The sequence below is a fragment of the Kitasatospora sp. NPDC059722 genome, assembly GCF_042733235.1.
GTDB lineage: Bacteria > Actinomycetota > Actinomycetes > Streptomycetales > Streptomycetaceae > Kitasatospora.
In genome coordinates this window covers 1-15,738 of the sequence record NZ_JBHWGD010000022.1, presented here as the reverse complement: position 1 = coordinate 15,738, position 15,738 = coordinate 1, and the positions used below count along the sequence as shown (strand labels likewise).

The following is a 15,738-nucleotide window of genomic DNA, read 5'->3' as shown; positions in this document are numbered from 1 at the left end:
CACAGTCACATCCCGCGCGGGGGCGCGCGGGCGTGGCGCCCCCCCCCCCCCCCTTCCGGGTGCGTCACGGGTGCCGTCGGTCAGGCCGCGGCCGTCTCCGTCTCGCGCACCTCGGCGAAGTGACAGGCCGACTCGTGCGCGGCCGCGCCCTTGAGCAGCGAGGGCACCGCGAGCAGCGGCATCTCCTCGGAGCAGCGGTCCTCCGCCTTCCAGCAGCGGGTGCGGAAGCGGCAGCCGGACGGCGGGTTGGCCGGCGAGGGGATGTCGCCGGTCAGGATGATCCGGTCGCGGTGCTCGCGCGCCGTCGGGTCCGGCACCGGCACCGCGGAGAGCAGCGCCTGGGTGTACGGGTGGGTGGCGTTCTCGTAGATCTCCTCGTCCGAGCCGATCTCGACCATCTTGCCGAGGTACATCACGCCGACGCGGTCGGAGATGTGCCGGACGATGGAGAGGTCGTGGGCGATGAACATGTACGAGAGCCCGAAGTCGCTCTGCAGCTGCTCCAGCAGGTTGATCACCTGCGCCTGGACGGACACGTCCAGGGCGGAGACCGGCTCGTCGCAGATGATGATCTCGGGCTTGAGCGCGAGGCCGCGGGCGATGCCGATGCGCTGGCGCTGACCGCCGGAGAACTGGTGCGGGTACCGGTTGATGTACTCCGGGTTCAGGCCGACGACGTCCAGGAGGTCCTGGACGGCCTTGCGGCGGTCGCCCTTCGGCGCCACCTCGGGGTGGATCTCGAACGGCTCGCCGATGATGTCGCCGACCGTCATGCGCGGGTTCAGCGACGTGTACGGGTCCTGGAACACCATCTGGATGTTCCGGCGCACGGCCTTGAGGGCCTGGCCGGTCAGCTTGGAGATGTCCTCGCCCTTGAACAGCACCTGGCCGGAGGTGGCCCGCTCCAGGTTCATCAGCACCTTGGCCAGCGTGGACTTGCCACAGCCGGACTCGCCGACGATGCCGAGCGTCTCGCCCTTCATCAGGTCGAAGGAGATGCCGTCGACCGCCTTGACCGCGCCGACCTGCTTCTTGAAGAGGATGCCCTGGGTCAGCGGGTAGTGCTTGACCAGGTCCTTGACCTCCAGGATGGGCTCAGCCATGGAGGGTCTCCTTCCAGAGGTGGCACGCGCTGCGGCGGCCGGTGAGCTCCTTGCCGTCCTTGTCGGTCACCTGGTGCAGCGCCGGGATCTCCGTGCGGCACAGGTCGGTGGCGACGTCACAGCGGGGGTTGAACGCGCAGCCGGCCGGGACCTTCAGCAGGTTCGGGGGCAGACCCTTGATCGCGTACAGCTCCTGGCCCTTCTGGTCCAGGCGCGGGATGGAACGCAGGAGGCCCTTGGTGTACGGGTGCGCCGGGTTGGCGTACAGGTCGCGCACCGGGGCCGTCTCGACGATCCGGCCGGCGTACATGACGGCGATCTTGTCCGCGACGTCGGCGACCACGCCGAGGTCGTGGGTGATCAGGATCAGGCCCATGTTGTACTCGGCCTGCAGCTCGGCGAGGAGGTCCATCACCTGGGCCTGGACGGTCACGTCCAGGGCGGTGGTGGGCTCGTCGGCGATGATCAGGTCGGGCTCCATGGAGAGCGCCATCGCGATCATGATGCGCTGGCGCATGCCGCCGGAGAACTGGTGCGGGTAGTCGCCGACGCGCTGCCTGGCGGCGGGGATGCGGACCCGCTCCATCAGCTCGATGGCCTTCTCCCGGGCCTCCTTCTTGGAGGCGCCGCGGTGCACCCGGAACATCTCGCCCAGCTGGGCGCCGACGGTCATGACGGGGTTCAGCGAGGACAGCGCGTCCTGGAAGATCATCGCGATCTTCTGGCCGCGGATCTGCCGGCGCTCCTCCTCCTTCATGGCCAGCATGTCCTGGCCGCGGAAGAGGATCTGGCCCTGGCTGATCTTGCCGGGCGGCATGTCGAGGATGCCCATGATGGTCTGGGCGGTCACCGACTTGCCGGAGCCGGACTCGCCGAGCACCGCCAGGGTCTCACCGGCGGCCACGGAGTAGTTGACTCCGTTCACGGCCTTCGCGACGCCGTCCCGGGTGTGGAACTCCACGTGGAGGTCCTTGACCTCCAGCAGCGGGGTGCCAACTTCGAGCCGGCCGCTCTTCTGGTTCTTCTCGATCACGGTGGTCATCGGGTCGTCACCTCTTCTCTCAGCGGAGCTTCGGGTCGAGGGCGTCGCGCACCGCGTCGCCGAGCATGATGAAGGCCAGCACGGTGACGCTCAGGACCGCGGCGGGGAAGAGCAGCACGTGCGGGGCCGCCAGGAAGCGGACCTGGGCGTCGCTGATCATCAGGCCCCAGGAGATCTCCGGCGACTGGACGCCGATGCCCAGGTAGGACAGGGCGGACTCGGCGCCGATGTAGACACCCAGGCTGATCGCGGCGACGACGATGACCGGCGCGATGGCGTTCGGCAGGATGTGCCGGAAGGTGATCCGGCCGGCACCCGCGCCCAGGGCTCGGGCGGCCATCACGTAGTCGTTGTTCTTGTTCGCCAGCACCGAGGCGCGCATGATGCGGTAGATCTGCGGCCAGCCGAGGACGGCCATCACCAGGGAGACGGTGTAGGCGTTGCCCTTGCCGAGCATCGACATGATCAGCATGCCGCCGAGCAGGGTCGGGATCGAGAAGAAGATCTCGGTGAACCGCGACAGGACCGAGTCGACGATCCCACCCTTCCAGCCGGCCAGCAGGCCGAGGAGGGAGCCGACCACGGTGACCATGGTGGTGGTCAGGATGCCGACGATGATCGAGTTGCGGGCGCCCCAGATGGTGCGGGTGTAGTTGTCGCAGCCCTGGACGTCGTAGCCGAACCAGTGGTCGGCGCTCGGACGCTCCAGCGAGTGCGACAGGTCGCACGCGTTGTTGTCGAACGGGCTGCCGTCGGTGAACCACTGCGGCACGATCGAGATGACGATCAGCGCCAGCACCAGCACGCCGCCGATGATGAACATCGGGTTGCGGCGCAGGTCGCGGACCGCGTCCGACCACAGGCTGGCAACGCGCTCCGGCTTCTGCTTCTTCGCCGGCGCGGCCTTCGGGCTGTTGTCCCCGGCCGGCGCCGAGGCGTCCTTGGTGATGGTGTCACTCATAGCGAATCCTCGGGTCGAGCACGGCGTACAGCATGTCCACGAGCAGGGTGGTCACGAGGTAGATCATCACCAGCAGCGTGACGACGCCGACGATGATCGTGCCCTGCTTCTGGTACACGGCCTGGGCGAGCAGACCGCCGATGCCGTGGATGTTGAAGATCTTCTCGGTGATCACCGCACCGCCCATCAGGCCACCGAGGTCGGCGCCGAGGAAGGTGACGATCGGGATCAGCGCGTTGCGCAGGGCGTGCCGGCCGATCACCCGACGGCGCTTCAGGCCCTTGGCGACGGCGGTGCGGACGTAGTCCGCGCGCATGGTCTCCATCAGGCTGGTGCGGGTCAGTCGGGCGACGTACGCGAGCGAGAGCGACGCGAGGACGAAGGCCGGCAGCAGGTAGGCCCGGATTCCGTCCTCCTCGTTGAAGGAGACCGAGAAGAAGTCGATGCCGTACGAGTTCTTCAGCTGGACGCCGAGCACCAGCTGGAGGATGAAGCCGGTGACGAAGACCGGGACCGAGATGACCAGCAGGGTGCTCAGGAGGACCAGCTGGTCGAGGAACTTGCCCTTGCGCAGGGCCGCCATGACACCCGCCGCCACACCGACGACCGCCTCGATGACGAACGCCACCATGCCGAGGTTCAGGGTGTAGGGGAAGGCGTCGCCGATCATGTCGCTCACGCTGCGACCCTGCAGGCTCTCGCCCAGGTCGCCCTGGAAGACGCCCGAGATGTAGTGCCAGTACTGAACGAGGAACGGGTCGTTCAGGTGGTACCTCTGACGGATCATCTCCGCCACGATCGGGTCGGCGCGCTTCTCACCGGCCAGCGCCTGCACCGGGTCACCCGGCAGCGAGAAGACGATGAAATAGATCAGGAACGTCGCACCGATGAGAACAGGGATCGCCTGTATCAACCGGCGGATCACATAGCGGCCCATCAGACCTCCATACTTTCGGACAAGGAAGGGAGGCGGGCGAGCCGGACTGTGGTCCGGTCCACCCGCCCCCGATCGTCTGACTACCGGATCAGCCGGCCATCTCAACTTCGGCCAGGTTGTAGCGCATCTGCGCATCCGTGTTGAAGTTCTTGATCTTCTTGGTGTACGCAGCGGAGGACTGGTACGTGTAGACCGGGATGTACGGCATGTCCTTGATCAGGATGTCGTCGGCCTGCTGGTAGAGCTTGATGCCCTCGTCCTCGGTCTTCGCCCCGTCGGCCTGGGTCAGCAGGCTCTCGAACTGGTCGTTGACGTAACCGCCGTAGTTCGAGCCGCTGTCGATGGCGACCTTGGAGAAGATCGGGCGCAGGTAGTCCTCGATCGACGGGTAGTCCATCGACCAGGCCATGCGGAAGGCGCCCTGGTACTGCTTGGCCTGGAGCGCGTCCAGGATCTTGCCGAACTTCTCGAACGGCTTGAAGGTGACCTCGACGCCGAGGTTCTTCTTCAGCTGGTTGCCGACGGCCTCGATCCACTCCTTGTGGCCGCCGTCGGCGTTGTAGCCGAGCTCCAGGGTGTTGCCCGGCAGACCGCCGGCCTGGGTGAAGAGGTCCTTGGCCTTGGCCGGGTCGTACTTGCAGGCGTCGCCGCAGGCGTCCTTGCGGTAGCCGTTGATCAGCGGGCTGACGAAGTCCGAGGCCGGGACGCGGGTGCCGGCGAAGATCGTCTTGGTGATCTGGTCACGGTCGATCGCCATCGAGATCGCCTTGCGGATCTCCGGCTTCTGGTAGGCCGGGTTGTAGGCGATCGGGAAGCCGATGTAGCCGATGCCCGACTCCGGCTTGTTGATGTAGCGGTCACCGAACTCGCTGGCGACGGTGGACATCGCGGAGATCGGGAGCTTGTTGGTGGCCTGGATGTTGTCGGCGCGCAGGTCGTTGTACGCGGTGTCCAGGTTGTCGTAGATCTTGAAGGTCACGTTCTGCAGGTGGGCCTTGGTGCCACCGTAGTTGTCGTAACGCTTGATCTTGATCTGCTTGTTGTGGTCCCAGTCGCCGTCCATCTGGAAGGGACCGTTGCCGATGGGGTGCTCGCCGAACGCCTTCGGGTCAGAGAAGAACGCCGTCGGCAGCGGGTAGAACGGGTTGTAACCCAGCATCGTCTTGAACTGCGAGAACGGCGCCTTCAGGGTGACGGTGAAGGTCTTGTCGTCGACGACCTTCAGGCCCTTGAGCTCCTTGGCGGTCGGGGTCTTGCCCTTGCCCGGAGCCAGCTCGTCGGAGCCGAGGATCTTGTCGTAGAAGGGCAGGCCCTCGGCGGCGTTGTCCTGGTTGGCACCCCAGTTCCAGGCGTCCACGAAGGACTTGGCGGTGACCTTCTCGCCGTTGTGGAAGGTGTAGCCGTCCTTGAGCTTGATCGTCCAGGTCGTGCTGTCCGCGGAGTCGATCGACTCGGCCATCGCGAGCTTCGGCGCGTTGGTCTTGATGTCGTAGTCGACCAGACCGGTGAACAGCGAGTACACGACCTGCGTGCCCTCGGACTCCGCGGTGTTCTGCGGAACCAGACCGTGCTGGGGCTCACCGAGCTGGACGGCGATGCTGCCGCCGTCCTTCGAGGCCGAGTCGCTGCTCTTCGAGCTGGTGCTGCAAGCGGTCGCGGCCAGGGCGATCGCGGTCGCCGCAACGAGCCACTTGGTCTGGGTTGCACCACGCATGGGGGATGCCTCCTGAAATCGACTTTCCAACGAGGAGAGCACCGCGGTTGGTTGATACCGGATCCGCTGTGCCGTCCGCGCTCGTGGTTTCGGCGCGCACCCCTGCGCGTTAACCCTTGACCCGAGCCTGACTGGCTCCACTATCCGTCACGCACGGACACGAAAGTGACCACTGCCGATCTCAATTAGGTCACATGAACGGTCGGTAAGTTTCGAAAACCGGACATATGAGACATAGCCAGACAGGTACCAAACGGACAGTCGTCATGAATGACGGACTGTCATGTTCGCTCAGCGGACACCCCACTGTGATAGGCGCTATTCCGTTTATACCCGCATCGACAACTTGGGGTGATTGAAAAAGTTCGCCCCCCTCTCCAGTGGAAAGGGGGGCGGAGCTTTCCGGCCAAAGGCCGATCAAACCGTCGGGATCACGCCTTCTTGGCGCGCGAAGCGGTGCGGCCGCGGTCCTTCTGGTCGAGGACGACCTTGCGGATGCGAACCGTTTCCGGGGTCACCTCGATGCACTCGTCCTCGCGGCAGAACTCCAGCGACTGCTCCAGCGAGAGCTTGCGCGGCGGGACGATCGACTCGGCGACGTCGGCGTTCGACGACCGCATGTTGGTGAGCTTCTTCTCCTTGGTGATGTTCACGTCCATGTCGTCGGAGCGCGAGTTCTCACCGACGATCATGCCCTCGTACACCTCGGTGCCCGGCTCGCAGAAGAGCACGCCGCGCTCCTGCAGGTTGGTCATCGCGAAGGCGGTGACCACGCCGGCCCGGTCGGCGACCAGCGAGCCGTTGTTGCGGGTGGTCAGCGTGCCGAACCACGGCTCGTGGCCCTCGTGGATCGAGTGGGCGATGCCGGTGCCGCGGGTGTTGGTGAGGAACTCGGTGCGGAAGCCGATCAGGCCGCGGGACGGCACGACGAACTCCATGCGGACCCAGCCCGAGCCGTGGTTGGACATGTTGTCCATCCGGCCCTTGCGGATGCCCATGAGCTGGGTGACGGCACCCATGTGCTCCTCGGGGACGTCCACGGTGAGGCGCTCGACCGGCTCGTGCGTCTTGCCGTTGACCTCCTTGGTGACCACCTGCGGCTTGCCGACGGTCAGCTCGAAGCCCTCGCGGCGCATGGTCTCGATCAGGATGGCCAGCGCCAGCTCACCGCGGCCCTGCACCTCCCAGGCGTCCGGGCGCTCGGTGTCCAGGACGCGCAGCGAGACGTTACCGATGAGCTCGCGGTCCAGGCGGTCCTTCACCTGGCGGGCGGTGACCTTGCGGTCCACCTTGGCGCCGGCCTTGGCGTCCGCGCCCTTGCCGCTGCCGCCACGGCCGACGAGCGGCGAGGTGTTGGTGCCGATGGTCATCGAGATGGCCGGCTCGTCCACCGTGATCAGCGGCAGCGCGATCGGGTTCTCCGGGTCGGCCAGGGTCTCGCCGATCATGATGTCGCCGATGCCGGCGACGGCGCAGATGTCACCGGGGCCGGCGACCTCGGCCGGCTTGCGGGTGAGCGCCTCGGTCATCAGCAGCTCGGAGATGCGGACGTTCTGGATCGAGCCGTCGCGCTTGATCCAGGCCACGGTCTGGCCCTTGCGCAGCTCGCCCTGCTCGACGCGCAGCAGCGCGATGCGGCCGAGGAAGTTGTCGGCGTCCAGGTTGGTGACGTGGGCCTGGAGCGGGGCGTCCTCGTCGTAGCTCGGGGCCGGGACGTGCTCCAGCAGGGTGGAGAAGAACGGCTCCAGGCTGGTGCTGTCGGCCGGGACGGTGCCGTTCTCCGGCTTCGTCAGCGACGCGACGCCGTCACGGGCGCAGGCGTAGACGATCGGGAACTCGATCTGGTCCTCGTCGGCGTCCAGGTCCAGGAAGAGGTCGTAGGTCTCGTTGATGACCTCGTCGATCCGGGAGTCCGGGCGGTCCGTCTTGTTGATGCAGAGGATGACGGGCAGACGGGCCGAGAGCGCCTTGCGGAGCACGAAGCGGGTCTGCGGCAGCGGGCCCTCGGAGGCGTCGACGAGGAGCACGACCGCGTCCACCATCGACAGACCGCGCTCGACCTCGCCACCGAAGTCGGCGTGGCCCGGGGTGTCGATGATGTTGATGGTGATCGGAGCGCCACCATCCTTGGGGTGGTACTTGACCGCGGTGTTCTTCGCGAGAATGGTGATGCCCTTCTCGCGCTCCAGGTCGTTCGAGTCCATCATGCGGTCGTCGAGGTGCTGGTGGGCCGCGAAGGCGCCGGCCTGCTTCAGCATGGCGTCGACCAGGGTGGTCTTGCCGTGGTCGACGTGGGCGACGATGGCGACGTTACGGATGTCGTTGCGCGTGGGCATGCCTAGCGGATTCTCCCGGAATCGTGGGTTACGGCGCCCGGCCGCGAGACGCGCACTTGCGGCCGCCGTCGGCCGCCGTCACCCGTTCGCCTGCTACTACCGGTCCACCCGCCGGGCATCTGGACACGCCCCGGCTTTCTCCTATGGTACGGGGAAGGGCGCACCGGGGCAGAAACGAGCCCGTCCGGCGGGATCAAGATCACAGCCGGGTCACGCCGGGCTACGGCGTCACGGCCCACCCGACGTCCTGGAAGCGCGGCCAGTCGAAGCCCCACACCCCGGCCCCGGCCACGCCCGAGCGGACGCCCACCAGCTCCGGCCGCTGGTAGAGCGGCACCGAGTGGCCGAGCTGCCAGATCCGGATGTCGGCCTCCTGGAGCAGGTCCAGACGGGTGGCCCGGTCGAGCTCGCCGGCCGCCCGGTCGAAGAGGCGGTCGATCTCCTCGGTGCCGCTGCGGGCGTAGTTGCTGCCCGGGTCGAGGGTGCCGTCGGGGTCGGGCCGGGGCTTGGCGTAGGCGGGCCGCTGCTCGCTCGCCGGACTGGGGCCGGCCGGCCAGGAGAACAGGGCGAGGTCGTAGTCGCCCACCGCGAGGTGGTGCTTGACGAAGGTGTCGGCGGGCGCGGTCACCGTCCGCAGGGCGACGCCCTGCTCGGCGAGGCCGGCGGTGAGGGCGTCGGCAGTGCGCTTGGCGGTCGCGGAGCCCGCCGGGACGAGCAGGTCGAGGGTGAGCGGCTTGCCGTCCTTGGCCCGCGTGCCGCCGCCGTCCGGCCGCTTCCACCCGGCCTCGTCGAAGAGCCGGGCGGCGTCGGCCGGGCCGGCGGCCGCGCTGTTGTCGCGGTAGCCGTCCTGGTCCCCCGCGAGGAGGTGGCTGCCCAGGGCGGCCGGGGCGACGCCGAGCGGGGTGAGGGCCGCGGCGGCGACCCGCCGCCGGTCGACGGCCCGGCCGAGCGCGAGGCGCAGCGCCGGGTCGGTGAGCGGGCCCCGGGCGGCGTTGAGGGTGAGCTGGGTGAGCGAGGCGGCGGCGGCCCGGTGCACGGTGATCCCGGGCAGCGACTCGGCCCGCCGCAGGGCGAGCGCGGCCGCCTCGGGCGCGGCGGCGGGCGGTGCGGCCGCGGGCGGTGCGGCCGCGGGCGGTGCGGCCGCGGGCGGTGCGGCCGCGGAGGGGCTCGCGGACGGCGCCGGGGGCACCGCCCGGTCCACCGCGGCGGTGACCGGGGCGATGTCCAGCAGGTCCTGGTCCAGGGCGTCGAGGCGCCGTTCGGGGGCCGCCGCGAGGAAGTCGATCCGGTCCGCCTTCGGCCGGTCGCCCCACCAGAGCGGGTTGCGCTCCAGCGTCACCCGTCCGTCCTCGGCGTCGTACCGGGACACCGTGTACGGCCCGGCGCCGAGGTGGCCCCCGCCCGCGAGCGCCTGGTTGAACGCCGCCGCGGTGGACGTCTCGGCGGCCGGGTACAGCGGTCCGAAGAGGGACGGCCAGTCGGCGCAGGGCCGCCGGAAGGTGACCTTGACCTCGTGCGGGTCGGCGCCCTGGCCGATCGAGTCGATGGCGTCGTACCCGGCCGGGTGCCCGCCCCGGTACGCCGGGTCGAGGCCGGAGAGCGCGGCCCGCTGGGCGATCAGGTCGGCGGCGGTCAGCGGGGTGCCGTCGCTCCAGACGGCGTGCGGGTTGAGCCGGTAGGTGACGACCTGCGGCCGCTGACCGGGCGGGGTGGACTCGGCGCCGGCCAGGTAGTCCGGGTCGGGGACGAGCCGGCCGTGCCCGTCGGGCCGGAAGAGCGACGGGTAGAGGGCGTGCGCGAGCAGCGCCGAGTCGGCGGTCGCGGCGGGCTGGTAGACGTTGAGCGTCGCGGGGACGCGGTCCACCGCCCAGCGCAGCGTCCCGCCGTCCCGGACGGCGGCGCGGTCGGCGGGCCGGACGTCCCCGGTGGCGGCGGTGGCCTCGGGGGCGGGCTCGGGGGCCGGGGGCCGGGCCGGGGCCGGGCGGTCGGAGCAGCCGCCGAGCACGGCGGCGAGCAGCAGCGCGGCGGCTGCGGCGGTGAGCTGGCGGACGCGCATGGCGGCCATCGAACGCCGACCGGCCGGTCGCACCCGCGCCGACACGGCGGGCCGCCGGGCGACTGCACCCGGACGGCCGATCCCCCGGACGCCTCAGAGCGCCAGCTCGAACCAGACGATCTTGCCCTTGGGCGTCCGCCGGCTGCCCCAGCGCTCGGCGAGCAGGCTGACGAGTTGCAGGCCGCGGCCGCCCTCGTCGGTCTCCTGCGCGCGGCGCTGCCGGGGCTGGGCGTAGCCGTCGTCCCAGACCTCGCAGACCATGCCGCGGTCGCGCAGCAGCCGCAGCCGGATCTCGCCCCGCCCGTGCTTGAGCGCGTTGGTGACCAGCTCGCTGACGAGCAGCTCGGTGGTGTCGACGAGCTCGTCCAGGCCGCGGGCGAGCAGCCAGCTGCAGGCGAGTTCGCGGGCCTTGGCGACGGACGTGGGCTCGGGCGGCAGGAACCAGTTGCCGACGCTGTCCTCGGGGAAGGCGTGCACCTTGGCCATCAGGAGGGCGATGTCGTCCTCGCCGTGGTGCGGGTTGAGCTCGCCGAGGACGTGGTCGCAGAGGTCCTCCAGGCCCTTGCCCTCGGCGGAGAGCGCGGTGCGGAAGGCCCGCAGGCCCTCGTCCAGCTGGTGCTTGCGGCTCTCCACGAGGCCGTCGGTGTACAGGCCGAGGACGGCGCCGTCGGGCAGGGTCAGCTCGACCTCCTCGAAGGGCTCGCCGCCGACGCCGAGCGGCAGGCCGGGCGGCACGTCGAGCATCCGGGCGGGCTCGCCGGGGCTGAGCAGGACCGGCGGCAGGTGGCCGGCGTTGGCGAACACGCAGCGCCGGGTGACGGCGTCGAAGACCGCGTAGACGCAGGTGGCCAGGTAGACCTCGCGGGCCTCCTCGTCGGCCGTCGAGGTGAGCCGCCCGTACGGGCTGGCCGGGCCGGCCGGTACGGAGTCGTCGCCGAGGCCGCGGGCGATCTCGTCGAGGGCGCCGAGCACCTCGGCGGGGTCGAGGTCGAGCATCGCGAGGGTGCGCACGGCGGTGCGCAGCTGGCCCATCGCGACGGCGGCGCGCAGGCCGCGGCCCATGACGTCGCCGATGACGAGCGCGGTGCGGTTGCCGGGCAGCGGGATGACGTCGAACCAGTCGCCGCCGACCTCGGTGTTGTTGTTGCTGGGCAGGTAGCGGCAGGCGATCTCCAGGCCGCTGGCGGCCGGGTTGCCGGGCGGCAGGAGGCTGCGCTGGAGGATCAGGGCCCGCTCGTGCTCGCGGCGGTAGAGCCGGGCGTTGTCGATGCAGACGGCGGCGCGGGCGACGAGCTCCTCCGCGATGGCGACGTCGCGGGCGTCGAAGGGCTCGCTGCCGATGGCGCGGGAGAGCTGGACGAGCCCGAGGACCTGGTCGCGGGCGACCAGCGGGACGATCAGCGTGGAGCGCAGCAGCGGGTCGGGCCCCGGCTCGGGGACGACGCTGCGGCCGGTGCGCAGGGCCCGGGCGTGCGGGGAGCGGCGCGGGTAGCAGAGCGTGCCGCCGGCCTCGGCGATGGGCAGGCCGGTGACCGAGCCGAGCACCGAGGAGGCGCCGCCGACGACGCTGGAGACGGCGACCCGGCGCAGCTCGCCGCTGCCGTCGGTGAGGACGGTGTCGCCGAGGCGCCCGGCGCTCGGGACGCTCTCGCCGGAGAGCAGCGCGGTGTACAGGTCGACGGTCGCGAGGTCGCAGAACGGCGGGACGACGACGTCCAGCAGCTCCTTGGCGGTGGTCTCCAGGTCGAGGGTGGAGCCGATGTGCGCGCTGGCCTCGTTGAGCAGCGCGAGGTTGCGGCGCACGCCGTCGGCCTCGCGCTCGGCGACGTGCCGGCTGGTGACGTCGGAGACCTGCCCGGCGACGCCGATGGGCTGGCCCGCGGCGCCGTTGAGGCGGTAGAGCGACACGGCCCAGAGCCGGTTGCCCTCGCGGGTGGGGACGACGCCGTGGAAGCGCAGGTCGAACACGGGCTCACCGGTGGCGAGCACTTTGCGCAGGGCGGCGCTCAGCCGGTCGGCCTCGGAGGGCGGGAAGAGGTCGTGCGGGGTGAGGCCTTCGAGGTCGACCGGGGCGAGGCCCATGCCGGAGGCGAAGGCGTCGTTGACGCGCTGCAGGCGCAGCCGGTCGTCGAACAGGACGAAGCCGGTCGGGGTCTGGCCGAAAACCGCCTCCGAGGCGGCGAGATCGGTCTCCACGCGGCGCAGCCGGCCGAGGTCGACGGCGAGACAGGTGGCGCCGGCGGGCAGGGCGGTGTCCGGCATCAGGTACAGCTCGGCCAGGCCCTCGCCGCCGGCGGCGTCGAGGTACGGGGTGGTGCCGGTCCACTCCTCGCCGCCGAGGGTGCGCTCCAGCCGGGCGCGGCCGCGCTGCCAGAGCTCGCGCGGGACGAACGTGGTGATCGGGTCGGCGCCGACCGCGTCGGTGGCGGGGACGCCGAAGAACTCGGCGGCGCGCTCGCTCCACTGGCTGATCCGCCCGTCGGGGCCGATCGCGAAGGTGGCGACCCGGATGTAGTCGTAGACCGAGCCGGCGCCCGCGTGGGTGCCGACGTGGGCGGCGGCGCCGTGCCGGCCCTCGGCCGCGGCGGCCGCGCGGGCCGTCACCGGGGCGGGCAGGTGCGGTGAACCGGCCTGCCCGGGCACGGCGGCATGACCGCTGCTGCTCGGCGCGTTCCGCGCCGGGGTGCTGTTCAACGGACCGACCCCTCCAACCCGCGACCGTCCGGATGTCGAGAAGACCGAGTATTCATCATCGAGGGGTGCGTTCACACGCCCTCAACATCACAACATCAGATCGGGCGAAGGTTTTTGTCCTACCGCCCGCGCAACCACAATGCCACGCCCGCGCCCCCTGCCGGAGTGCACGCTCCCCCTGGCCGCCAGGTGGCATATGCAGCTCCGTTCTACTCGCGTCCCGCTGGTCCTCCGCGCCGGCTCACGCCCTCGCCCGCCGCACGCCTCACGGCTCGTCGGGCTCATTACCCGGGAGCGCCTGCTCGAACCAGACGACCTTGCCGATGCCCTCGGCCCTGGCGCCCCAGCGCAGCGCGAGCCGGCGGACCAGCTCCAGGCCCCGGCCGCCCTCGTCCGCCTCGGCCGCGTGCCGCTCGCGGGGCGGGTCGGGAAGCGGGTCGGAGATCTCCACCAGCAGCGTCTCGCCGAGCGTCAGCCGGACCCCGATCGGGGCGCTGGCGTACCGGACGGCGTTCGTGACGAGCTCGCTGACCAGCAGCTCCGCGATGTCGGTCAGCGCCTCGACGCCCCACTCGGCGAGCGTGGAGCGCACCAGCCGCCGGGCCCGGGAGACGGCGGTGGGCTCGGCCGGCAGCGTCCAGCCGGCCGTCGGGGTGCCGGCCTGGCCGTGACCGAGCCGGGCCAGCAGCAGCGCGACGTCGTCCGGCTCGCGCCCCTGCTCCATGGTGTCGAGCACGGCCTCGCAGGCGGCCTGGATGGACGCGTGCGGCTCCTGGAGGACGGTGACCAGCCGGCCGAGGCCGACGTCCAGGTCCTTGTCCCTGGACTCGACCAGGCCGTCGGTGCACAGCGCGAGCAGGCTGCCCTCGGGGATCTTCAGTTCGACCGACTCGAACGGGACGCCCCCGACGCCGAGCGGGGCGCCGGAGGGCAGGTCGAGGATCCGGCCGGTGCCGCCGGGCAGCGGGCCGCCGGTGCGGGTCGGCTCCTCGGTCTCCTGGCCGGGCACCACGAGCACCGGGGGGATGTGCCCGGCCTTGGCGACGGTCAGCCGGGCCGTGCCGGGGTCGAAGACGGCGTAGACGCAGGTCGCGAGCAGCGCCTCGTCCGGCCCCTGGGCGAGGTCGTCGGCGAGCTCGTGGACGTGCCGCAGCAGCACGTCCGGCGGCAGGTCGAGGGCGGCGAGCACCCGGACGGCGGTGCGCAGTCGGCCCATGGTCGCGGCGGCGCGCAGGCCGTGGCCCATGACGTCGCCGACGACCAGCGCGGTGCGGTCGCCGGGCAGCGGGATGACGTCGAACCAGTCGCCGCCGACCTCGGTGCCGCTGGAGCCGGGCACGTAGCGGTAGGCGACCTCGACGCCGGTGGGCTGCGGGACCTGCTGCGGGAGCAGGGTGCGCTGGAGGGTGAGCGCGGCGGTGCGCTCGCGGGCGTAGAGGCGGGCGTTGTCGAGGGAGCTGCCGGCCCGGTCGGCGAGTTCGACGGTGAAGGCGAGGTCGTCCCGGTCGAAGCCCTCGCGGTAGCCGGCCCGGCTGACCAGCAGCAGGCCGATCACGATGCCGCGGGCGCGCAGCGGGACGACGAGCATCGAGTGCACGCCGAGGTCGTGCGCGGCCTGCATCTTCGGGTCGCCCGGGTAGGTGACGTCGTTCAGCTGGTCGGCGCCGGAGAGCAGCTCGGGCACGCCGGTGCGCAGCACCCGGCCGCAGGCGGAGTCCTCGGCGAAGGTGATCCGGGCGCCGCGGCGCAGCATCACGTCGACCTCGGGGCCGTCCTGGACGGAGGCGGTGCCGAGCTGGAGCAGCGAGGTGCGCCGGTCGTGGCCGTGCCGGGGCAGGTCGTCGCCGTGGGCGACGGCCTGCAGCAGGATCACCGCGGAGTGGTCGGTGAGCCGGGGGACGACGGAGCCGGCCAGCTCCTGGGCGATCCGGGCGGCGTCGAGGAGGTCGCCGACCCGCGAGCCGAACTCGTTGAGCAGGGAGAGCCGGCGCCGGGCGTGCTCGACCTTGGCGACGGCCCGGTAGCGCTCGGTGACGTCCATGACGGTGCCGGAGATGCCGAGCACCCGGCCGGAGCGGTCGGTCATCCGGCTGTAGGAGATCGAGCGGTAGCCGGAGCGGGCGGTGACCGGCGAGGCGAGGGTGACGTCGATGACCGGCTCGCCGGTGGCCAGCACCTGGCGCTGGATGGCGGTGATCTCGTCGGCGGCCCGCTCGGGCAGGGTCTCGCCGGTGGTGCGGCCGACGTGGTCGTCGGTGGCGACGCCGTTCATCTCGGCGAGGGTCTGGTTGACGGCGGTGTAGCGCAGGTCGGTGTCGAGGACGGCGATGCCGAGCGGGGACTGCTCGAACAGCGCGTCACGCACCGCGAGGTCGCGCTCGACGGCCCGGACGGCGGCCGCCTCGGCCAGGTTGACCTGGAGGAACGGGGTGCCGTCGCCGTCCACCAGCAGCGAGATCCGGGCGTCCACGGCGACCGGCACGCCGTCCCGGTCGCGCAGTTCGGCGGGCCCGGCCCAGCGGCCGTTGCGCAGGGTGTCCCGGATGGCGGCCTGGATCCGGGCGACCTGGTCGTGGTCGGGGATGAGCTCGTCGATCCGGCGGCCGACCAGCAGCTCGTTCGGCCAGCCGAGCAGCTCCTCGGCGGCGGGGCTCCAGAGCACCACGCGGCCGGCCGTGTCGAGGATCGCGATGGCGACCTTGAGCATGTCGAGCAGACTGCCCTCGGCCGGGCTGCCGGCCCCGCCCGGCGGCTCGGTGGGCCCGCCGGGGAACGGGCGGGCGGGCCGGCTGCGCAGGCCCGGGGCGGGGACGTCGAGGGTCGGCGCGGGCCGCGGGGTGCCGGCCTCGGCACCGCCCGGGGCGGCCTCGGTGACGGCGGCGGGCCCGCGGCCCC

At 71.2% G+C, this 15,738-nt stretch carries 9 protein-coding genes; all 9 read right to left on the bottom strand.

Annotated features, from left to right (window positions below; all coding sequences use genetic code 11):
• Positions 1 to 80: 80 nt before the first annotated feature.
• Positions 81 to 1,103, bottom strand: coding sequence for an ABC transporter ATP-binding protein (locus ACFV4F_RS16690; RefSeq protein ID WP_380438139.1), 1,023 nt, complete (start codon positions 1,101 to 1,103; stop codon positions 81 to 83).
• Positions 1,096 to 2,145, bottom strand: coding sequence for an ABC transporter ATP-binding protein (locus ACFV4F_RS16685; protein ID WP_380438137.1), 1,050 nt, complete (start codon positions 2,143 to 2,145; stop codon positions 1,096 to 1,098). Before ACFV4F_RS16685 ends, ACFV4F_RS16690 begins: the two co-directional genes overlap by 8 nt.
• 19 nt (positions 2,146 to 2,164) lie before the next feature.
• Positions 2,165 to 3,106, bottom strand: coding sequence for an ABC transporter permease (locus tag ACFV4F_RS16680; RefSeq protein WP_380438135.1), 942 nt, complete (start codon positions 3,104 to 3,106; stop codon positions 2,165 to 2,167).
• Positions 3,099 to 4,043 carry an ABC transporter permease gene (locus tag ACFV4F_RS16675; RefSeq protein WP_380438133.1) on the bottom strand — a complete coding sequence of 315 codons (945 nt, stop codon included), beginning with the start codon at positions 4,041 to 4,043 and terminating at the stop codon, positions 3,099 to 3,101. Before ACFV4F_RS16675 ends, ACFV4F_RS16680 begins: the two co-directional genes overlap by 8 nt.
• An 88-nt stretch (positions 4,044 to 4,131) precedes the next feature.
• Positions 4,132 to 5,757, bottom strand: a complete 1,626-nt coding sequence (locus ACFV4F_RS16670; protein WP_380438130.1) for an ABC transporter substrate-binding protein — start codon at positions 5,755 to 5,757, stop codon at positions 4,132 to 4,134.
• 431 nt (positions 5,758 to 6,188) lie between these two features.
• A complete protein-coding gene (gene typA, locus ACFV4F_RS16665) occupies positions 6,189 to 8,093 on the bottom strand; it encodes a translational GTPase TypA (RefSeq protein WP_380438128.1) in 1,905 nt (634 codons plus the stop codon).
• A 220-nt stretch (positions 8,094 to 8,313) separates the two neighbouring features.
• Positions 8,314 to 10,149 carry an ABC transporter family substrate-binding protein gene (locus ACFV4F_RS16660; RefSeq protein WP_380503091.1) on the bottom strand — a complete coding sequence of 612 codons (1,836 nt, stop codon included), beginning with the start codon at positions 10,147 to 10,149 and terminating at the stop codon, positions 8,314 to 8,316.
• 93 nt (positions 10,150 to 10,242) lie between these two features.
• Positions 10,243 to 12,843, bottom strand: coding sequence for a SpoIIE family protein phosphatase (locus ACFV4F_RS16655; protein ID WP_380438124.1), 2,601 nt, complete (start codon positions 12,841 to 12,843; stop codon positions 10,243 to 10,245).
• Positions 12,844 to 13,108: 265 nt separating this feature from the next.
• The coding region (locus ACFV4F_RS16650) for a SpoIIE family protein phosphatase (RefSeq protein WP_380503089.1) at positions 13,109 to 15,738 on the bottom strand (2,630 nt) is incomplete at its 5' end.